16 protein-coding genes are annotated in these 20,973 nt (G+C 72.6%); 9 read left to right on the top strand and 7 right to left on the bottom strand.

Annotated elements, in window-relative coordinates:
• Window positions 1–48 precede the first annotated feature (48 nt).
• The 6 genes from trpC (at window position 49) to lgt (ending at window position 5,556) form a co-directional block, all read left to right on the top strand.
• Entirely contained in the window at window positions 49–858 is an 810-nt protein-coding gene (trpC, locus tag ACZ6C1_RS16765) for an indole-3-glycerol phosphate synthase TrpC (RefSeq protein ID WP_469241667.1), read from the top strand.
• Between the two features lie 231 nt (window positions 859–1,089).
• Entirely contained in the window at window positions 1,090–1,287 is a 198-nt protein-coding gene (trpM, locus tag ACZ6C1_RS16760; protein WP_469241924.1) for a tryptophan biosynthesis modulator TrpM, read from the top strand.
• A gap of 139 nt (window positions 1,288–1,426) precedes the next feature.
• A complete protein-coding gene (gene trpB, locus ACZ6C1_RS16755; RefSeq protein ID WP_469241666.1) occupies window positions 1,427–2,740 on the top strand; it encodes a tryptophan synthase subunit beta in 1,314 nt (437 codons plus the stop codon).
• Window positions 2,737–3,552 carry a tryptophan synthase subunit alpha gene (gene trpA / locus ACZ6C1_RS16750; protein ID WP_469241664.1) on the top strand — a complete coding sequence of 272 codons (816 nt, stop codon included), beginning with the start codon at window positions 2,737–2,739 and terminating at the stop codon, window positions 3,550–3,552. Before trpB ends, trpA begins: the two co-directional genes overlap by 4 nt.
• 63 nt (window positions 3,553–3,615) lie before the next feature.
• Window positions 3,616–4,467, top strand: coding sequence for a DsbA family protein (locus ACZ6C1_RS16745; RefSeq protein ID WP_469241662.1), 852 nt, complete (start codon window positions 3,616–3,618; stop codon window positions 4,465–4,467).
• A gap of 81 nt (window positions 4,468–4,548) precedes the next feature.
• Window positions 4,549–5,556 (top strand): prolipoprotein diacylglyceryl transferase, encoded by a 1,008-nt coding sequence (gene lgt / locus ACZ6C1_RS16740; RefSeq protein WP_469241660.1) that lies wholly within the window; start codon window positions 4,549–4,551, stop codon window positions 5,554–5,556.
• A 56-nt stretch (window positions 5,557–5,612) separates the two neighbouring features.
• Here lgt and ACZ6C1_RS16735 read toward each other — a convergent pair whose 3' ends face one another.
• The 7 genes from ACZ6C1_RS16735 to ACZ6C1_RS16705 are packed head-to-tail and all read right to left on the bottom strand — an operon-like array spanning window position 5,613 to window position 13,519.
• Window positions 5,613–6,434 (bottom strand): HpcH/HpaI aldolase/citrate lyase family protein, encoded by an 822-nt coding sequence (locus ACZ6C1_RS16735; RefSeq protein ID WP_469241658.1) that lies wholly within the window; start codon window positions 6,432–6,434, stop codon window positions 5,613–5,615.
• A complete protein-coding gene (locus ACZ6C1_RS16730) occupies window positions 6,431–7,624 on the bottom strand; it encodes a CaiB/BaiF CoA transferase family protein (RefSeq protein WP_469241656.1) in 1,194 nt (397 codons plus the stop codon). The genes ACZ6C1_RS16735 and ACZ6C1_RS16730 overlap by 4 nt, the downstream gene beginning before the upstream one ends.
• Window positions 7,621–8,505 (bottom strand): ribokinase, encoded by an 885-nt coding sequence (gene rbsK, locus ACZ6C1_RS16725; RefSeq protein ID WP_469241654.1) that lies wholly within the window; start codon window positions 8,503–8,505, stop codon window positions 7,621–7,623. Before rbsK ends, ACZ6C1_RS16730 begins: the two co-directional genes overlap by 4 nt.
• Window positions 8,502–9,959, bottom strand: a complete 1,458-nt coding sequence (locus tag ACZ6C1_RS16720; protein WP_469241652.1) for an ADP-ribosylglycohydrolase family protein — start codon at window positions 9,957–9,959, stop codon at window positions 8,502–8,504. Before ACZ6C1_RS16720 ends, rbsK begins: the two co-directional genes overlap by 4 nt.
• The gene (locus tag ACZ6C1_RS16715; protein WP_469241650.1) at window positions 9,956–11,122 is read right to left on the bottom strand and encodes an ADP-ribosylglycohydrolase family protein; all 1,167 of its coding nucleotides are present in this window, start codon (window positions 11,120–11,122) and stop codon (window positions 9,956–9,958) included. Before ACZ6C1_RS16715 ends, ACZ6C1_RS16720 begins: the two co-directional genes overlap by 4 nt.
• Complete coding sequence (locus tag ACZ6C1_RS16710; RefSeq protein WP_469241648.1) at window positions 11,058–12,428, bottom strand: ADP-ribosylglycohydrolase family protein; 1,371 nt, start codon at window positions 12,426–12,428, stop codon at window positions 11,058–11,060. The genes ACZ6C1_RS16715 and ACZ6C1_RS16710 overlap by 65 nt, the downstream gene beginning before the upstream one ends.
• Entirely contained in the window at window positions 12,428–13,519 is a 1,092-nt protein-coding gene (locus ACZ6C1_RS16705) for an ADP-ribosylglycohydrolase family protein (protein WP_469241646.1), read from the bottom strand. Before ACZ6C1_RS16705 ends, ACZ6C1_RS16710 begins: the two co-directional genes overlap by 1 nt.
• Before the next feature lie 255 nt (window positions 13,520–13,774).
• Between ACZ6C1_RS16705 and ACZ6C1_RS16700 the strand changes: the two genes are divergently transcribed.
• The 3 genes from ACZ6C1_RS16700 to ACZ6C1_RS16690 all read left to right on the top strand — a co-directional run bounded on the left by ACZ6C1_RS16700 (window position 13,775) and on the right by ACZ6C1_RS16690 (window position 20,959).
• Window positions 13,775–14,503, top strand: a complete 729-nt coding sequence (locus tag ACZ6C1_RS16700) for a VIT1/CCC1 transporter family protein (RefSeq protein ID WP_469241644.1) — start codon at window positions 13,775–13,777, stop codon at window positions 14,501–14,503.
• 443 nt (window positions 14,504–14,946) lie between these two features.
• Window positions 14,947–19,506: a glutamate synthase large subunit gene (gene gltB, locus ACZ6C1_RS16695; RefSeq protein ID WP_469241642.1), complete on the top strand. Its 4,560-nt coding sequence runs from the start codon at window positions 14,947–14,949 to the stop codon at window positions 19,504–19,506.
• Window positions 19,499–20,959, top strand: coding sequence for a glutamate synthase subunit beta (locus tag ACZ6C1_RS16690; protein WP_469241641.1), 1,461 nt, complete (start codon window positions 19,499–19,501; stop codon window positions 20,957–20,959). Before gltB ends, ACZ6C1_RS16690 begins: the two co-directional genes overlap by 8 nt.
• Window positions 20,960–20,973: the final 14 nt, after the last annotated feature.

Below are 20,973 nucleotides of genomic sequence, written 5' to 3'. Positions count from 1 at the left end.
GTGACTGATCCTGATCCCACATCACCGTTCTGGAAGGGGGCCTCTCGCGTGAGTGTGCTCGACGAGATCATCGAAGGCGTTCGCGCCGACCTCGCAGAGCGACAGGCGCGGGTCTCCCTCGACGAGCTCAAGGAGCGGGCGGCAAAGGCGCCCCAGGCCAAGGACGGCGCGGCCGCGTTGCGCGGCGACGGCGTCAAGGTCATCTGCGAGGTGAAGCGTTCCAGCCCCTCCAAGGGAGCGCTCGCCGCGATCGCGGACCCCGCAGGGCTCGCCGCGGACTACGAAGCGGGCGGTGCCGCCGTCATCTCCGTACTGACCGAACAGCGGCGCTTCGGCGGCTCACTCGCCGACCTCGAAGCGGTGCGCGCCAAGGTCGACATCCCCGTCCTGCGCAAGGACTTCATCGTCACCGCCTACCAGCTCTGGGAGGCCAGGGCGTACGGCGCCGACCTCGCCCTGCTGATCGTCGCCGCCCTGGAGCAGCCCGCCCTGGAGTCGCTGATCGAGCGGGCCGAGTCCATCGGTCTCACCCCGCTGGTCGAGGTGCACGACGAGGAAGAGGTCGAGCGGGCCGTCGACGCCGGCGCCCGCGTCATCGGCGTCAACGCGCGCAACCTGAAGACCCTCAAGGTGGACCGCTCCACCTTCGAGCGGATCGGCCCCGAGATCCCCGCAGGCATCGTGAAGGTCGCCGAGTCCGGCATCCGTGGCCCGCACGACCTGATCGCGTACGCCAACGCGGGCGCGGACGCCGTGCTCGTCGGCGAATCCCTGGTCACCGGGCGCGACCCCAAGTCCGCCGTGGCCGACCTGGTCGCCGCCGGTGCCCACCCGGCCCTCCGGCACGGACGGGGCTGAGCCTTCCCCATGTCCGCCGCCGCCCGCCCGGTCGTCGCCGCGACGCCGCACCGGACGCCCCAGCGCCCGGTGCGGACCTCGCCCGCGACCACGCGCGCGTGCCCGGCGGACGCCCCGCGCGCGTACCGGGCCCCGGCGACGGACGGCCCCACGCGTGCGTGCCCCGGCTCCGCGGCCGCCCTCGCCGTGCGAAACCCCGACCGGCCCGGCACGGGCACCACACCCGCGTACCTGACCGTTCCGGCGGCGGACGCGACGGCGTCCCGCGACCCGTACGCCAGGCTCGCCCGGGGCTGCCGCCCACGTGGCTGCCGCGCCCCGGCGCGACGCGTGCACGGGCGCCGCGTCCGCTATGTCATCGGCGACGAGCCCGGCCAGGTCAACGGCATGCGATGGCGCGCGCGCACCGCGCGCCTCCACCACCGCTGACCCACCCTCCCCGTGCCGCACGACGCGGACGCGACGACGGGCGGGCATGCGGTCGAGCGGTGGCGTCGGCGCACACCGTGACCACCGTCAAGCCGAGACATCCGGGGGCGACGCCGCCCCCGTAGAGGAGCATGTCGCAATGCCCAGCGAGTTCTTCATTCCCGATCCCGAGGGCCAGGTCCCGAGCACCGAGGGCTACTTCGGTGCCTACGGCGGCAAGTTCATCCCCGAGGCCCTCGTCGCCGCGGTCGACGAGGTCGCCGTCGAGTACGACAAGGCCAAGAACGACCCCGCGTTCGCGGCCGAACTCGACGACCTGCTGGTCAACTACACCGGCCGTCCCAGCGCGCTCACCGAAGTGCCCCGCTTCGCGCAGCACGCGGGCGGCGCCCGGATCTTCCTCAAGCGCGAGGACCTGAACCACACCGGGTCGCACAAGATCAACAACGTGCTCGGTCAGGCCCTGCTCACCAAGCGCATGGGCAAGACCCGCGTCATCGCCGAGACCGGCGCCGGACAGCACGGCGTGGCCACCGCCACCGCCTGTGCCCTGTTCGGCCTCGAATGCACCATCTACATGGGCGAGATCGACACCCAGCGCCAGGCGCTGAACGTCGCCCGGATGCGGATGCTCGGCGCCGAGGTCATCCCGGTGAAGTCCGGCAGCCGCACCCTCAAGGACGCCATCAACGAGGCGTTCCGCGACTGGGTCGCCAACGTCGACCGCACCCACTACCTCTTCGGCACGGTCGCCGGACCGCACCCCTTCCCCGCCATGGTCCGGGACTTCCACCGCGTCATCGGCGTCGAGGCCCGCCGCCAGATCCTCCAGCGGGCCGGCCGGCTGCCCGACGCGGCCGTCGCCTGCGTCGGCGGCGGCTCCAACGCCATCGGTCTCTTCCACGCGTTCATCCAGGACGCCGACGTACGTCTGGTGGGCTGCGAGCCCGCCGGTCACGGTGTCGAGACCGGCGAGCACGCCGCCACGCTCACCGCCGGTGAGCCCGGCATCCTGCACGGTTCGCGTTCGTACGTCCTCCAGGACGACGAGGGCCAGATCACCGAGCCGTACTCGATCTCCGCGGGCCTCGACTACCCGGGCATCGGCCCGGAGCACGCGTACCTCAAGGACAGCGGCCGCGGCGAGTACCGCGCGGTGACCGACGAGGCGGCCATGCAGGCCCTGCGCCTGCTGTCCCGCACCGAGGGCATCATCCCGGCCATCGAGTCGGCCCACGCGCTGGCCGGCGCCCTGGAGCTCGGCCGAGAGCTCGGCGAGGACGGCCTCATCGTGGTCAACCTGTCGGGGCGCGGCGACAAGGACATGGACACCGCCGCGCGGTACTTCGGCCTCTACGACACCGACGCCGCCCCGGTCGAGGCCGATGCCTCCGCCGACGACGGCGCCGCCGAGATCCAGACGGACACCACGATCCAGGGGGGAACCAAGTGACCGGCAACATCGATCTCCTCAGCGACACCCTGGAGCGGGCCAAGTCCGAGGACCGGGCCGCGCTCATCGCCTACCTCCCGGCGGGTTTCCCCACGGTGGACGGCGGGATCGAGGCCATCAAGGCCGTCTTCGACGGCGGCGCCGACGTCGTCGAGGTCGGCCTGCCGCACAGCGACCCCGTCCTGGACGGACCGGTCATCCAGACCGCCGACGACATCGCGCTGCGCGGCGGCGTCAGGATCGCCGACGTGATGCGCACGGTCCGCGAGGCGCACGAGGCCACCGGCAAGCCGGTCCTCGTCATGACCTACTGGAACCCCATCGACCGGTACGGCATCGCACGCTTCACCGCCGAACTCGCCGAGGCGGGCGGCGCCGGCTGCATCCTGCCCGACCTGCCGGTCCAGGAGTCCGCCGTATGGCGCGAGCACGCCGAGAAGCACGGCCTGGCCACCGTCTTCGTCGTCGCGCCCAGCAGCAAGGACGAGCGGCTGGCCACCATCACCGAGGCCGGGTCCGGGTTCGTGTACGCCGCGTCCCTGATGGGTGTCACCGGCACCCGTGAGTCGGTCGGTGAACAGGCGGCCGACCTGGTGCGGCGCACCCGCGCCACCTCCGACCTGCCGGTCTGCGTCGGCCTCGGCGTCTCCAACGCCGAGCAGGCCGCCGAGGTGGCCTCCTTCGCCGACGGCGTCATCGTCGGCTCCGCCTTCGTCAAGCGGATGCTCGACGCCGACGACCACGCGGCCGGCATCACCGCCGTACGGGAACTGGCGGGCGAACTGGCACGAGGAGTACGGCGAGTTTCGTAACTCGTACGGGTGGAAGTGGACCGGGGAGGCGCGCGGGCGCCTCCCCGGTTCGTTGCTGTGGGCGTGAGCGAGAAGAACAGTGCAGGGAAGCGGAGCGCGCGCGAACGGCTCCTGGAGGAACGCGAGCGGCAGAAGGCCCGCGACAAGCGCAGGCGCACGCTGATCGTCTCGGCCGCCGTCGTCGGCGTGCTCGGGCTGGCAGCCGTCGCCGGGCTCATCGCCGCCAACACCGGGGACGACAGCGACAGCTCCGGCTCCGGTCCCGTCGCCGCCCCGACCGGCGCGGCCGGCAAGGACCGGCTGGCGATCCCGGCCGGCGCCACCGACGCCCCCTCCACGCTCACGATCTGGGAGGACTTCCGCTGCCCGGCCTGCGCCCAGTTCGAGAACGCCGTCCGGGACACGATCCACCAGCTGACCGACTCCGGCCAGATCAAGGTCGAGTACCACCTCGCCACGATCATCGACGGCAACATGGGCGGCAGCGGCTCGCTCAACGCGGCGAACGCCGCGGCGTGCGCCCAGGACGCCGGCAAGTTCGTCCCGTACCACGACGTGCTCTACCAGAACCAGCCCCCGGAGCCGGACGACGCCTTCGCCAACGACGCCAAGCTCTTCGAGCTGGCGGCGAAGGTGCCCGGCCTGGACACCCCGGCCTTCCGCTCCTGCGTCTCGAAGGGCACGCACGACGGCTGGGTGAACAAGTCCAACGAGGCCTTCCGCAGCGGCGACTTCCGCGGCACCCCGACCGTCCTGCTCAACGGAGAATCGATCTTCCCGACCAAGGGCAAGGAACAGATCTCCATCGAGAACCTGAAGAAGTGGGTCGCCGAGGCGAACCAGGGCAAGAAGCCGGGCACCGCGTTCCCGTCCCCGGCCGCGCCGTCGGCCCCCGCGAGCCCCACGACGGGCTGAGCGAGCGGCCCGCGCTGTTATGCACTCTTTGCCGGGCGGGTTGCCCTGTCTCCCGCCCGGCAGGGTAGCGTCGGTCCTGCCATGGACCTTGCCTACATTCCCAGCCCGTCGACCGGTGTGTTCTACCTCGGACCGGTCCCGCTGCGCGGCTATGCCTTCTGCATCATCATCGGTGTCTTCGTCGCCGTCTGGTACGGCAACAAGCGCTGGCTCGCCCGGGGCGGCAAAGCCGGCACCGTGGCCGACATCGCCGTCTGGGCGGTGCCCTTCGGCCTCGTCGGAGGCCGGCTGTACCACGTGATCACCGACTACCAGCTGTACTTCAGCGAGGGTGAGAACTGGGTCGACGCCTTCAAGATCTGGGAGGGCGGCCTCGGTATCTGGGGAGCCATCGCGCTCGGCGCGGTGGGTGCCTGGATCGGCTGCCGCCGCCGTGGCATCCCCCTGCCGGCGTACGCGGACGCCATCGCGCCCGGTATCGCCTTCGCCCAGGCCATCGGCCGCTGGGGCAACTGGTTCAACCAGGAGCTGTACGGCAGGTCCACCGACCTCCCGTGGGCGCTGGAGATCAGCGAGGGCCCCAACCGCGAGGCCGGGCTCTACCACCCGACCTTCCTGTACGAGTCACTGTGGTGCATCGGGGTCGCCCTGCTGGTGATCTGGGCGGACCGCCGGTTCACGCTCGGCCACGGGCGGGCGTTCGCCCTGTACGTCGCGGCGTACTGCGCGGGCCGCGGCTGGATCGAGTACATGCGCGTCGACGAGGCGCACCACGTCCTCGGCCTCCGGCTGAACGTGTGGACCGCGATCGTGGTGTTCCTGCTGGCCGTGGCGTACATCGTCGTCTCGTCGCGGATGCGGCCGGGGCGCGAGGAGGTCGTGGAGCCGGCCGCGCTCGCGGACCTGGCCAAGGCGGACGCGGCGAAGGCGGCCGAGGCGGACGCGGCCGGTCCGGCCGAGTCCCCGGCGCCCGCCGACGCGGCGGACGCGACCGGTTCGGCCGAGTCCCCGGCGCCCGCCGACGCGGCGGACGCGGGCAGGCCCGGCGCCGGGTCCGGCACGAAACCGGAGTCGGCGGAGAAGAGCTGACCCGTCCGTGGTGTGGGGCGGCCGTCGGGACCTGCAGGTTCCGGTGGCCGCCTCTTTCATGCGCGGCGGGATCTGGCGAGGGACAGGGTGCGCTGGGCGGCCGCGACGACCGCCGCGTCGACGAAACGGCCGTCCGGCAGGGCCAGCGCGCCGGCGTCGGTGGCGGCCGCCTTGACGACCTCCTCCGCCGCCGCGACCTCATCGGAGGTCGGGAGGTACGCCCGCTCGATGACCGGTAGCTGGCGGGGGTGGATCGCCGCACGGCCCAGGAATCCCAGCGCCCGGCCGTGGGCGCACGACACGGCGAGGCCGTCGAGGTCGCGGATGTCCGGGTGAACCGACTGCGCGGGCGGGGGGAGGCCCGCCGCGCGGGCGGCCACCACGACGCGGCCGCGGGACCAGTCGAGCCCCTTGTCCTCGCGTACGCCCAGGTCGGCGCGGAGATCCGCCTCGCCCAGGGCGATGCCGTGGACGGCCGGGTGGGCGGTGGCGAGGGTGTGGGCGTGCTCGACGGCCAGGGCGGATTCGAGCAGTGCGTGCAGCGGGACGCCGGGAGCGAGGGCCGCGATCCGCTGGATGTCAGTGCCGTGTGTCACCTTGGGGATACGCAGTGCGGTGAGGCCGGGCAGGGGGGCCAGGGCCGCGACCGCCGTGGTGTCGTGCGTGCTGGGGAGGCGGACGTGGATCGGTACGGGGTGGGGCGAGGAGAGCAGGTCGGTCGTGGCGGCGAGGGCGTACGCCTTCCGGTCCGGGGGGACCGCGTCCTCCAGGTCGACGATCACGACGTCGGCGCCGGACGAGAGGGCCTTGGCGACGACGCCGGGGCGGTCGCCGGGGGCGTACAGCCAGGTGAGGGGGGTCGGGGGGTCGGAGGTCATAGGGCGCCCTCGGAGCGCAGGCCGGCGATCTCCGTGGTGCTCAGGCCGAGTTCGGTGAGGACCTCGTCGGTGTCGGCGCCGTGGGGGCGGCCGGTCCAGCGGATGGAGCCGGGGGTCTCGGAGAGGCGGAAGAGGACGTTCTGCATACGGACGGGGCCGAGGTCGGGGTCGGGGACTTCGGTGACCGTGTCGAGCGCCTGGTACTGGGGGTCGGTCATGACGTCGCGGACGTCGTAGATCGGTGCGATCGCCGCCTCGGCCTTCTCGAAGGCCGCCATGGCCTCGTCGCGGGTGTGCCGGGCGATCCAGTCGCCGACCGCCTCGTCGAGGACGTCCGTGTGCTGGGCGCGGGTGGTGCCCTCGGCGAACCAGGGCTCGGCGATCAGCTCGGGCCGCCCGACCAGGCGCATCACGCGCTCCGCGATGGACTGGGCGGACGTGGAGACGGCCAGCCACTTTCCGTCGGCGGTGCGGTAGGTGTTGCGGGGGGCGTTGTTGCGGGAGCGGTTGCCGGTGCGGGGCTGGACGTAGCCGAGCTGGTCGTACCAGAGCGGGTGCGGGCCGAGGACCATGAGGATCGGTTCGATGATCGCCATGTCGACGACCTGGCCGTGGCCGGTGGTGGCTCGGGCCTGGAGGGCGGTCATCACGGCGTACGCGGTGGCCAGGGCCGCGATGGAGTCGGCGAGGCCGAAGGGAGGGAGCGTGGGCGGGCCGTCGGGTTCGCCGGTGATCGCCGCGAAGCCGCTCATGGCCTCGGCGAGCGTGCCGAATCCGGGGCGGCGGGCGTACGGGCCGTACTGGCCGAAACCGGTGACCCGGGCCAGGACCAGCCGGTCGTTGGCCGCGGAGAGCTCAGGCCAGCCGAGGCCCCACTTCTCCAGGGTGCCGGGGCGGAAGTTCTCGACGACCACGTCGGCGGTGGCGGCGAGGCGGAGGAGGGTGGCACGGCCGCCGCGGGTGGACAGGTCGAGGGTGATGGTGCGCTTGTTGCGGCCGAGCAGCTTCCACCACAGTCCGACGCCGTTCTTGGCGGGTCCGTGTCCTCGGGACGGGTCGGGTTTACGGGGGTGTTCGACCTTGATGACGTCGGCACCGAAGTCGCCGAGCATGGTCGCTGCCAAGGGGCCGGCGAAGAGGGTGGCGAGGTCGAGGACGCGCAGTCCTCGGAGCGGGGGCGTGGTGGTCATAGGGCGTCGATCTCCGTGCGGTACGGCATCGAGGACGTGGCGCCGGGGCGCTGGACGGACAGCGCCGCGGCGGACGACGCCCAGGCGAGCGCGGAGCGGACGGGTTTGCCCTCTCCGAGGGCGACGGCCAGGGCGCCGACGAAGGTGTCGCCGGCGGCGGTGGTGTCGACGGCCCGGACCCGGGGGGCGGGGACGGTGACCGGTTCGGCGCCGCGGGCCGCGTAGAGGCTGCCGGCCGCGCCGAGGGTGATGACGACCTCGGGGACGTGGCGGAGCAGTTCCTCGGCTGCGGCGCGTGGGTCGGCGAGGCCGGTGAGGGTCGCCGCCTCGTGCTCGTTGGGGACCAGCAGGTCGGTGGCGGCGAGCAGTTCGGGAGGCAGGGGCTGCGCGGGGGCGGGGGTGAGGACCGTGCGGACGCCGTGGCGGCGGGCGGCTTCGGCGCCGGCGGTGACGGCGGAGAGGGGGAGTTCCAGTTGGAGCAGGAGGGCGTGGGCGGTGGCGATCAGCGTTTCGTCGCCGGGGGAGAGGGAGGTGACGGTGCCGTTGGCGCCGGGAATGACGACGATCGCGTTGCTGCCCTCGTCGTCGACGACGATGTGGGCGGTGCCGGAGGGGCCGTCGACGGTGCGGAGGAGGTCGGTGTCCACACCGCCGGCGGTGAGGCCGGCCCGGAGCCGGGTGCCGAACTCGTCGGATCCGACGGCGCCGATCATCGACACGTCGGCCCCGGCGCGGGCCGCGGCGACGGCCTGGTTGGCGCCCTTGCCGCCGGGGATCGTCCGGAACTCGCGTCCCGTGACGGTCTCGCCGAGTTTTGGGGCACGGCTCACATAGGCGACGAGGTCCATGTTGGTGCTGCCGAGCACCACGATGTGGGTCATGGGCGGTGTGCCTCCTGGTGGGTGAGCCGGTGGGTGAGGGCGGCGAGGGCGTCGAAGCCGATGCCGTCGAAGGTGGGGACGGACGTGGCGAGGCGGTTCTTGAGGGGGGAGGTCCAGTGGTCGGGGATCCGGTCGGGCCGGCCGGCCAGGAGACCGGCGACGGAACCGGCGGTGGCGCCGTTGGAGTCGGTGTCCCAGCCGCCGGAGACGGCACGGCAGATGGAGTGGGTGAAGTCGCCGTCGGCATGGGTGAGCGCGGCGGCGAGGAGGGCGGTGTTCGGGACGGCGTGTACCCAGTGGTAGCCGCCGTAGGCGGCGTGGAGGCGGTCGGCGACGGTGTCGAAGTCGGTGTGGGCGCGGGCCGTCGCGATGCCGAAGCGGACCGCGCGGGCCAGGCGTGAGTCGGGCGGGACGACGGTCAGGCCGGTGGCCAGCGCCCGGTGGACGTCGGCGGTGCCGGAGGCCGCGGTGGCGATGACCGCCGCGGTGAACATCGCCCCGTAGACACCGTTCGCGGTGTGGGTGAGGGTCGCGTCCCGGTGCGCCTGCTCGGCGGCGGCCGCCGGGTCGCCCGGGTGGGTCCAGCCGTGGACGTCCGCCCGGATCTGGGCTCCGATCCACTCGCGGAACGGGTTGCGGTGGGTCGCGGTCAGCGGCGGTTCGAGCCCGGAGAGGAGGTTGCGGTAGGCGACGCGCTCGGCGGTGAAGGTGCGGCCGGCGGGGAGCTCGTCCAGCCAGAGGCGGGCGACGTCGGCGGTGCGGAAGCCGGGGCCGTACCGCTGGAGGAGCAGCAGGTTGAGCAGGGGGTAGTTGAGGTCGTCGTCCTCGGGCATGCCGTCGATGTTCTCGGCGAGCGAGGTGGCGGCGGAGCGGCGGTTCCAGGGGTGGGCGGCGGTGAGGGCCGGGGGTACGCCCCTGGCGGTGAACCAGGAGGTGAGCGGCCAGTTGCCGGTGGCGCGGGCGAGGGCCCGGATGGCGGAGAGGGGCAACTTCTCGACGGGCTTGCCGAGCAGACACCCCGCGGCCCGCCCCAGCCACGCGGCGTGCAACCGCGCGACCGGCCCGGGCGGTGCCTGGGGGGATGGTCCGGTGGGCTGTCCCGGCGGTGGTCCGGGGGGTGGTCCGGGGGGTGCGTCAGCGGCTCGTGCGGGGGACGGAGTGGTGGTCGCGGGCCAGTGGGGGCAGAGGCGCTTGATGTGCGCGAGGGAGGTGGGTTCGGCGGGGGACAAGGGGGAGGGGACGGCGGCCAGTTCGTCCAGGAGGCGTTCCGCGAGGGCCCGGAGGTGCGGGGGCGCGGGGAGCGGGGAGGCACCGGCCGCCGCCGGGGCGGAGGCACCGCCGGCGGCACGCCAGCGCGCCTCGACGGCCGAGGCGTCACGGCCGTCCTCGGTGGCCTGGCGCAGTTCGTGGCCGATCAGGTCCTCGGGCTGGACCCAGGTGAGACGCACGTTCACCGGGGCATCCCGGGGGTGGGCGAGAGGGCGACGAACGCCCGCTCGTGGGCACGACGGCGGGCCGTGTCACGCATGAACACCTCGTGGGCGACGTCGGCCAGCACGGCCGCCGGGGCGTGCAGGTCGAGGCGACTGGCCTCGGAGACCTGTTTCGCCCAGGTGGCGGGCACCGCCGCCGCCCCGTGCAGAGCGCCCGCGACCGCACCGGCCATGGTGGCGATCGAGTCGCAGTCGCGGCCGTAGTTGACGGCGCCCAGGACCGTACGACGGTAGTCGCCCTCGCCGACCAGCAGCATGCCGAGGGCGACCGGGAGTTCCTCGATGGCGTGCAGCCGGGACGGGCGGCGTGCGCCGAGGGAGGGGGAGCGGTAGTCGGGACCGACGGTGTCGAAGGGGGCGACCGCCTCGCGGAGCGGGCGCAGGGCGGACTCGAAGTCGGTGTGGCGGACCGCGACTTCGGCGACCGCCTCGATCGCCGCGCGGGTGCCGTCCTTGGCGAGTTCGACCGCCGTGTCGACGACGGAGGACGGGGTCGCTCCGGGCAGGCAGGCCGCGGCGACCGCCGCCGCGAACACACCGGCCGCCTCACGTCCGTACGAGGACTGGTGGGCACCGGCGATGTCGAGGGCCTCGGCGTAGGCGGCGGCCGGGTTCGCCGCGTTGACGAGACCGACGGGCGCCATGTACATCGCGGCACCGCAGTTGACGATGTTTCCGCTGCCCGCCTCGCGTGGGTCGACGTGGCCGTAGTGGAGGCGGGCGACCAGCCACTTCTCGGCGAGGAAGATCCGCTGGAGGGGGAGCGCCTCGGCTTCGAGCTCGGGGATCCAGCGGGGCGTGGAGATCAGGTCGGGGACGAGGTGGTCGGCGACGGCGTACGCGTCGAGGTGGTCGCGGACCGTGTCGTACACCCGGATCAGGGCGTGGGTCATGAGGGTGTCGTCGGTGACGTGTCCGTCGCCCTTGTGGTACGGGGCGATGGGGCGGGCGGTGCGCCAGTGGTCGCCGTTCCAGGGGCCGACGATGCCGGTGACGCGGCCGCCGTGGCGTTCGGCGATCTGGTCGGGGGTGTAGCCCTCCACCGCGCCGCCGAGCGCGTCAGCGACGGCTGCTCCGACGAGGCTCCCGGTGATCCGGTCCTCGAGTGTAGGTTTCGGCGTCATGCCGGAATTGTCCACCCGGGGTGGCGAGTTCCGTGCGTGCGAGCTGCTCGGCGAGTTCCACGAGGTCGGTGCCCCTGAGCCGGGGCAGCGCGCAGCCAGCGAGGGTGCGGCAGGCGTCGCGCCAGGTCGTGGGCACCCCGGCGCCACCGCCGAGCGTGCCGGTCAGCGCGCCCGCGAGGGCCGGTGCGGAGTCGGCGACCCGGGAGAGGCAGGCGGCGGCCGGTACCGCCTCGGTGACCTTGCCGCGGGCGGCGGTGGCGAGTGCGAGGGCGACCGGGACGGTCTCGGCGGCGGCGATGCCGTAGCTGTAGACGTGGTCGACGATCTGGTGCTCCAGGAGCGGGACGAGCTCGAAGGCGCTGTCGGCGGCGCGGGCGAGCCGAGTGGCGTGCCGGGCGTTGCGGCCGATCTCGGTGGCGGGCGGGAGCTGGCCGAGCGCGGCGTCCACGGCGTCGTCGACGGAGGCTCCGCCGAGCGCCGCGGCGACGGCGGCGGCCGTGGCGCGGGCGCCGTGCACACCGTCGCCGTCCTGGGTGTAACGGGCGTCGAACTCGGCGAGTTCGGCGGCGGCGCGGGGGTCGCCGGGGTGGGCGACCGCGAGGACGGCGGCGCGTACGCAGGCGGCGTCGTCGAAGTAGTGCGGGTTGTCGTGACCGGTGGCGGGCGGGCGCAGACCGGTGGCGAGGTTGCCGAGACCGGCGCGTACGGAGATGCGGGCGCGAAGGGGGAGGACGGCGGACTCGACCTCGGGGGCGCGGTCGGCGGCGGCGGCGATCTCGGCGGCGAGGGAGTTCCATGCCAGGTCGACGGCCGCGCACATGCGGCGGGTGGGCGGAAGCGAGCGGAAGAGCCCGCCGGCGGCGGCCAGCAGTGTCTCGGCGGTGAACACCGCCCACTCGGCGTCGTCGGAGGGGCCGAGGCGGAGGGGCTCGGGGGGCTGGTTGAGGGCGATGGGGACGGGGAGCGTGGTGGTGGCGTTCTGTTCGGCGAACGTGTCGAGTTCACGGGTGAGGCGGCGGGTCCACTCGGGCATGCGCGCGGCGCGGTGCCGGGCGGCGGGCCACCCGGCGGCGTCCCCGGCGGCAAGCCCCAGCAGGAGGCCCTCGATCCGGCCCCGCCGGCTCGCAGAGGCGGCGGGGGTATCGGTCGTGGGGGTCCGGAGGGCCGGGGCCGTGGTGGCCCGGCTTTCGGGCGTCCGGGTCTCGGGCGTACCCGGCTCGGCGGCCGGGGAATCCGCGGCCGTGGTTTCCGGCTCGGGGGAGCCGGCCCGGTGGCTCGGAGGGGCTTGCGGGGGAGTGGGCGGCATCAGGGGACCTCCGTATCGTCGTACGGGGTGAGCAACTCCGCGACGTCCAGGACGTGGTAGCCGCGCATCGAGGGCAGGCAGCTGCCGCGTACGGGGCCGATGGCGGCCGCCCAGTCAGAAGGGATGGCCGTCGCCCCGGACATCGCGCCGGCCAGGGCGCCCGCCACCGCCGCGGTCGTGTCGGCGTCCCGGCCCATGTTGACGGCGGTGAGGACCGACGTGACGAAGTCACCGCGGGCCGCCGCGAACGCGCCGAAGGCGAGGCCGACCGCTTCCGGGGCCAGGTCCGTCCACGGGTAGCCGCCGATGACCACGGCCGAACGGACGGCCCGTTCCCGGACCAGAGGATCGGGCTGGACGCGCTGCGCCGCCACAACCGCGCGGCGCATCGAGCGGGCCGTCCAGGAGTCCATCGGTACGACCGACAGGGCGGCCGCGATGACCGAGGCGGGTCCGGCGCCCGACATGGCCGCCGCCACGCCCGCCGCGACGGCTTGGCCCCCGTAGATCCCCTCACCCTCGTGGCTCACCGTGCCGTCGATGGCGACCAGCCGCGCCGCCTCCGCCGGGCGTCCCGCCGCGAAGACGCCGAAGGGGGCCGCCCGCATGGCCAGCCCGTCGCTCCAGGCGTGCCGGTGCTGGGCCGAGATGGGGGCGGCCAGGCCGCGGCGGAGGTTCTCCAGCGTGCCGCGCTCGCTGAAGCCGGCCCCGCGGAACGGGCCCTCGTCGAGGTCGGCGATCCAGCGGTGCCAGGCCTTCTCGACATGTGAGACGGTGAGGGCCGAGCCGTGCCGGGCGAGCAGCAGCCCGGAGAAGATCGCGTACTCGGTGTCGTCCGTCCCGACGGGGTCCTCGCTGACGAAGCCCTCGATACGCCCCCAGCGGCGGCGGATCTCGGAGGGGCGCATGTTCTCGGCGGGGGCTCCGAGCGCGTCACCGACGGCCAGTCCGAGCAGGGCGCCCCGCGCGCGGTCGAGCAGCCCCTGCGCGTCGGCGAGGGAGGCGGGACCGCGGGTGATCGGGTCCAGGGCGGGATCGCCGGTGATCGGGTCCAGGGCGGGATCGCGGGCGATCGGCTCCGTCGGCTCCATCGGCGTGGCCCTTCCGTGCGCCCGATCCGATTCCTGGATCTGTGCCACGCGGAGAGGCCCGGTTGTCGGTGTGAACGACGCTGTCACTCGCCTGCCGCAGTCGTCCCGCACACCGGCGGGAGCCCTGGTCAGAGCCTGGGTAAGTAAAGCCTGCCTTGCTGGCGCGCCCCTTACACAACGCGTATTTTCGAAGGTGTTGGGGGGAGCGGGAGCACCCGGACCCGCTGCTGCACGCAAGGCAATAAGGGGATAGCTGTGTCCATCATCGAGATTGAGGCGACGCTTCACGAGGCGCACCGTGACAACCACACCCACCGCGATGTGAACGGTGGCTGGCTCCGCCCCGCCGTTTTCGGCGCGATGGACGGTCTCGTGTCCAACCTCGCGCTCATGACCGGTGTGGCGGGTGGCGCGGTCTCCCAGCAGGCCATCGTCATCACGGGCCTGGCCGGACTCGCGGCCGGCGCGTTCTCCATGGCCGCCGGCGAGTACACCTCCGTGGCCTCGCAGCGCGAGCTCGTCCAGGCGGAACTGGATGTGGAGCGTCACCAGTTGCGCAAGCACCCGGTGGACGAGATGGAGGAGCTCGCCGCGCTGTACGTGGCGCGTGGCGTCGAGCCGCCGCTCGCCCGTGAGGTCGCGATGCAGTTGTCGAAGGACCCGGAGCAGGCGCTGGAGATCCACGCCCGCGAGGAGCTCGGCATCGACCCGGACGACCTGCCCTCGCCGATGGTGGCCGCCGTGTCCTCCTTCGGGTCGTTCGCGCTCGGCGCGCTGCTGCCCGTCCTGCCGTACCTGCTCGGCGCGACCGCCCTGTGGCCGGCGGTACTGCTCGCGCTGCTCGGACTGTTCGCGTGCGGCGCGCTGGTGGCCCGGGTGACCGCCCGTAGCTGGTGGTACAGCGGTCTCCGTCAGCTCGCCCTCGGTGGCGCGGCGGCGGCCGTCACCTATGGCCTGGGGGCCCTGTTCGGCGCGGTCGTCTGATCCGTACGGCATTGCCGCAGGTCAGCCCCCTCGACAGGCGGCCTGGGGGGCTTCGCCGTACCGTTGCCGTACCGTTGAGGAACCGACGAAGGTGTTGTGACGAACGTCCAATAGCCCTATCCGCCCTCCGATGAGACACTATGCAGCGCGGCACATAAGTAGCCGTAAATTGGCGGTTTCGAAGCCCTCACCACCGGGCATGAGCCGTTAACGCTGCGGGCAACGAGGCCCGCGCACCCCACAGGCCGCCGCATGTCGATCTCTCGACGGCCTGTCCGCCTGCCAGGCTTGTGAAACCCCGCCGCCATCAGCGGTGTCCGCATGTTGGAACGAGCTTTCCGCTTTTCGAGAAGCACTCCATCATGTAACCTGCACGAAATTTCGCGGAGGGCCAACGTCGTCCCTTCGGCACTGCATATGCCACGACGACGACGGGAGAGCCGATGCGTTCCGACGCCTGGTCGCCCATGGACGGTCGCCCCGCCCCGCAGGGTATGTACGACCCCCGCAACGAGCACGACGCCTGCGGTGTCGGCTTCGTTGCCACCCTCACCGGTGTCGCCAGCCACGCGCTGGTGGAGCAGGCGCTGACCGTTCTGCGCAACCTGGAGCACCGGGGCGCCACCGGCTCCGAGCCCGACTCCGGCGACGGCGCGGGCATCCTGTTCCAGGTGCCGGACGCGTTCCTCCGCGAGGTCACCGACTTCGAGCTCCCGGCAGCCGGCGAGTACGCCGTCGGCATCGCCTTCCTCCCCGCGGACGGCTCCGCACAGGCCGTCTCGCGGATCGAGACGATCGCCGCCGAGGAGAACCTCACCGTCCTCGGCTGGCGCGAGGTCCCCGTCGCCCCCGAGCTGCTCGGCGCCACCGCCCGCTCGACCATGCCGGCCTTCCGCCAGCTCTTCGTGAGCGACGGTACGAACGCGGGCATCGACCTGGACCGCAAGGCGTTCGTGCTGCGCAAGCGCGCCGAGCGCGAGGCCGGGGTCTACTTCCCCTCGCTCTCCGCCCGCACCATCGTCTACAAGGGCATGCTCACCACCGGGCAGCTGGAGCCCTTCTTCCCGGACCTGTCGGACCGCCGCTGCGCCACCGCCGTGGCGCTCGTCCACTCCCGGTTCTCCACCAACACCTTCCCGAGCTGGCCGCTGGCCCACCCGTACCGCTTCGTCGCCCACAACGGCGAGATCAACACGGTCAAGGGCAACCGCAACTGGATGCGGGCCCGTGAGTCGCAGCTCGTCTCCGACCTCTTCGGGGCCGAGAAGCTGGACCGGATCTTCCCGGTCTGCACGCCGGACGCCTCCGACTCCGCCTCCTTCGACGAGGTGCTGGAGCTGCTCCACCTCGGCGGCCGTTCGCTGCCGCACAGCGTCCTGATGATGGTTCCCGAGGCGTGGGAGAACCACGACTCCATGGACCCGGACCGGCGCGCCTTCTACCAGTACCACTCCACGATGATGGAGCCCTGGGACGGCCCGGCGTGTGTCACCTTCACCGACGGCGTCCAGGTCGGTGCCGTTCTCGACCGCAACGGTCTGCGCCCCGGCCGCTACTGGGTCACCGACGAGGGCCTCGTCGTGCTGTCCTCCGAGGTCGGCGTCCTCGACATCGACCCGGCCAAGGTCGTCCGCAAGGGCCGCCTCCAGCCCGGCAAGATGTTCCTCGTCGACACCGCCGAGCACCGCATCATCGAGGACGACGAGATCAAGGCCGCCCTCGCCGCCGAGCACCCGTACCAGGAGTGGCTGGAGAGCGGGATCATCGAGCTCGAGGACCTCCCCGAGCGCGAGCACATCGTCCACACCCACGCCTCGGTCACCCGCCGCCAGCAGACCTTCGGCTACACCGAGGAAGAGCTGCGCGTCATCCTCGCGCCGATGGCCCGCACCGGCGGCGAGCCCCTCGGCTCCATGGGTACGGACTCGCCGATCGCCGCGCTCTCCGAGCGCCCGCGCCTGCTGTTCGACTACTTCACCCAGCTCTTCGCACAGGTCACCAACCCGCCGCTGGACGCCATCCGCGAGGAGCTCGTCACCTCGCTGCACTCCTCGCTCGGCCCCCAGGGCAACCTGCTGGAGCCGACCGCCGCGTCCTGCCGCAGCGTCACCCTGCCGTTCCCGGTGATCGACAACGACGAGCTGGCCAAGCTCATCCACATCAACGCCGACGGCGACATGCCCGGCATGACGGCCGCCACGCTGTCCGGCCTCTACCGGGTCTCCGGCGGCGGCGACGCCCTCGCCGCCCGCATCGAGGAGATCTGCGCCGAGGCCGACGCCGCCATCGAGGGCGGCGCCCGCCTGATCGTGCTCTCCGACCGGCACTCCGACGCCGAGCACGCGCCGATCCCGTCGCTGCTGCTCACCTCGGCGGTCCACCACCACCTCATCCGCACCAAGCAGCGCACCCAGGTGGGCCTGCTGGTCGAGGCCGGTGACGTCCGCGAGGTCCACCACGTCGCGCTGCTGATCGGTTACGGCGCCGCCGCCGTCAACCCGTACCTCGCCATGGAGTCGGTCGAGGACCTGGTCCGCGCCGGCACCTTCGTCGAGGGCCTGGAGCCCGAGCAGGCGATCCGCAACCTGATCTACGCCCTCGGCAAGGGCGTCCTGAAGGTCATGTCCAAGATGGGCATCTCGACCGTCGCCTCCTACCGCGGCGCGCAGGTCTTCGAGGCCGTCGGCCTGGACGAGGCCTTCGTCGAGAAGTACTTCAACGGCACCGCCACCAAGATCGGCGGCGCCGGTCTGGACGTGGTCGCCAAGGAGGTCGCCGCCCGCCACGCCAAGGCGTACCCCGCCTCCGGTGTCCCCTCCGCGCACCGCGCGCTGGACATAGGCGGCGAGTACCAGTGGCGCCGCGAGGGCGAGCCGCACCTGTTCGACCCGGAGACGGTCTTCCGCCTCCAGCACGCCACGCGCTCCGGCCGCTACGACATCTTCAAGAAGTACACGGACCGGGTGAACGAGCAGTCCGAGCGCCTGATGACGCTCCGCGGCCTGTTCGGCTTCACGTCCGACCGCCCCTCGATCCCCATCGACGAGGTCGAGCCGGCGTCCGAGATCGTCAAGCGGTTCTCCACCGGCGCCATGTCGTACGGCTCCATCTCCCAGGAGGCGCACGAGACGCTTGCCATCGCCATGAACCAGCTCGGCGGCAAGTCCAACACCGGTGAGGGCGGCGAGGACCCGGAGCGCCTGTACGACCCGGCGCGGCGTTCGTCGATCAAGCAGGTCGCCTCCGGCCGCTTCGGTGTGACGAGCGAGTACCTGGTCAACGCGGACGACATCCAGATCAAGATGGCGCAGGGCGCCAAGCCCGGCGAGGGCGGCCAGCTGCCCGGCCACAAGGTCTACCCGTGGGTCGCCAAGACCCGGCACTCCACCCCGGGCGTCGGCCTGATCTCCCCGCCGCCGCACCACGACATCTACTCCATCGAGGACCTGGCTCAGCTGATCCACGACCTCAAGAACGCCAACCCGGCCGCCCGCATCCACGTGAAGCTGGTGTCCGAGGTCGGCGTCGGCACGGTCGCCGCCGGTGTCTCCAAGGCCCACGCGGACGTCGTGCTCATCTCCGGCCACGACGGCGGTACGGGCGCCTCGCCGCTCACCTCGCTGAAGCACGCGGGCGGCCCCTGGGAGCTCGGCCTCGCCGAGACCCAGCAGACCCTGCTGCTCAACGGCCTGCGCGACCGGATCGTCGTCCAGACCGACGGCCAGCTCAAGACCGGCCGTGACGTCGTCATCGCCGCGCTGCTCGGCGCCGAGGAGTTCGGTTTCGCGACCGCGCCGCTCGTCGTCTCCGGCTGCGTCATGATGCGCGTCTGCCACCTGGACACCTGCCCGGTCGGCATCGCCACCCAGAACCCGGTGCTGCGCGACCGGTTCTCCGGCAAGGCGGAGTACGTCGTCAACTTCTTCCAGTTCATCGCGGAGGAGGTGCGCGAGCTCCTCGCGGAGCTGGGCTTCCGCACGCTGGAGGAGGCCGTCGGCCACGCCGAGCTGCTGGACACCACCCGTGCCGTCACGCACTGGAAGGCGCAGGGCCTGGACCTGGAGCCGCTGTTCTACGTGCCCGAGCTGCCCGAGGGCGCGGTGCGCCACGCGCTGGTCGAGCAGGACCACGGCCTGGAGAAGGCGCTCGACAACCAGCTCATCGAGCTGGCCGCCGAAGCGCTCGGCGCGTCCTCGGCCGAGGAGGCCCAGCCGGTCCGCGCCCAGGTCGCGATCCGCAACATCAACCGGACGGTCGGCACCATGCTCGGCCACGAGGTGACGAAGAAGTTCGGTGGCGCGGGCCTGCCCGACGACACCATCGACATCACCTTCACCGGCTCGGCCGGCCAGTCCTTCGGCGCCTTCGTGCCGCGCGGCATCACGCTGCGCCTGGAGGGCGACGCCAACGACTACGTCGGCAAGGGCCTGTCCGGCGGCCGTGTGATCGTCCGCCCCGACCGGGGCGCCGACCACCTCGCCGAGTACTCGACCATCGCGGGCAACACCATCGCGTACGGCGCGACCGGCGGCGAGATCTTCCTCCGCGGTCGCACCGGCGAACGGTTCTGCGTCCGCAACTCCGGCGCGCTGGTCGTCTCCGAGGGCGTGGGCGACCACGGCTGCGAGTACATGACCGGCGGTCACGCGGTGATCCTCGGCGAGACGGGCCGCAACTTCGCGGCCGGTATGTCGGGCGGCGTCGCGTACGTCATCGACCTCGACCGGGACAACGTCAACTCCGGCAACCTCGGCGCGATCGAGGCCCTGGACGAGACCGACAAGGCGTGGCTGCACGACGTCGTGCGCCGCCACCACGAGGAGACCGGCTCGACCGTCGCCGAGAAGCTCCTTGCCGACTGGGACACCGCGGTCTCCCGGTTCAGCAAGATCATCCCGACCACGTACAAGGCAGTGCTCGCCGCCAAGGACGCCGCTGAGCTCGCCGGTCTCTCCGAGCAGGAGACCACCGAGAAGATGATGGAGGCGGCGACCAATGGCTGACCCCAAGGGCTTCCTGACCACCGGGCGCGAGGTCGCCAAGACCCGCCCCGTGGCCGAGCGCGTCAAGGACTGGAACGAGGTCTACGTCCCCGGCTCCCTGCTGCCGATCATCAGCAAGCAGGCCGGCCGGTGCATGGACTGCGGCATCCCGTTCTGCCACAACGGCTGTCCGCTGGGGAACCTGATCCCCGAGTGGAACGACTACGCCTACCGCGAGGACTGGCAGGCCGCTTCCGAGCGGCTGCACGCCACGAACAACTTCCCGGAGTTCACCGGGCGGCTGTGCCCGGCGCCCTGCGAGGCGGCGTGTGTGCTGGGTATCAACCAGCCCGCCGTCACCATCAAGAACGTCGAGGTCTCGATCATCGACAAGGCGTGGGACTCCGGTGACGTCACCCCGCAGCCGCCGGAGCGGCTGTCCGGCAAGACCGTCGCCGTCATCGGCTCCGGCCCGGCGGGCCTCGCCGCCGCCCAGCAGCTGACCCGCGCCGGCCACACGGTCGCCGTGTACGAGCGGGCCGACCGCATCGGCGGCCTGCTGCGGTACGGCATCCCCGAGTTCAAGATGGAGAAGGTGCACATCAACCGGCGCATCGAGCAGATGCGCGCGGAGGGCACCAAGTTCCGCACCGAGGTCGAGATCGGTGTCGACATCGACGCCGCGAAGCTGCGCAGGCGGTACGACGCGGTCGTCATCGCCGCCGGAGCCACCGTCTCGCGCGACCTGCCGGTCCCGGGCCGGGACCTCAAGGGCATCCACTTCGCGATGGAGTACCTGCCCCTCGCCAACAAGGTGCAGGAGGGCGACTTCGTGGCGCCCCCCATCACCGCCGAGGGCAAGCACGTGGTCGTCATCGGCGGCGGCGACACCGGCGCGGACTGCGTGGGCACCGCCCACCGCCAGGGCGCGGCCTCCGTCACCCAGCTGGAGATCATGCCCCGCCCCGGCGAGGAGCGGAACGCGAACCAGCCGTGGCCGACCTTCCCCATGCTCTACAAGGTCACCTCGGCCCACGAGGAGGGCGGCGAGCGGATCTACTCCGTCTCCACCACCCACTTCGAGGGCGACGAGGACGGCAACGTCCAGTTCCTCCACCTCGTCGAGGTCGAGTTCAAGGACGGCAAGCTGGAGCAGAAGCCGGGCACCGAGCGGAAGATCCCGGCCCAGCTGGTCACCCTCGCCATGGGCTTCACCGGCACCGACCAGTCCAACGGCCTGGTCCAGCAGTTCGGCCTGGAGCTCGACGAGCGCGGCAACATCGCCCGCGACGCCGACTTCGCGACCAACGTCGACGGCGTGTTCGTCGCCGGTGACGCCGGCCGCGGCCAGTCGCTCATCGTCTGGGCCGTCGCCGAGGGCCGCTCCGCGGCGCGCGGTGTGGACCGCTACCTGACGGGCGCCAGCGAGCTGCCGGCCCCCATCCGCCCGACGGACCGCGCGCTCACGGTCTGACGCACCGGCGTGGG

The organism is Streptomyces sp. NPDC041796, from assembly GCF_055590785.1.
Note: the sequence above shows the minus strand (reverse complement) of the source record. Positions and strands in the feature narration are given on the sequence as shown.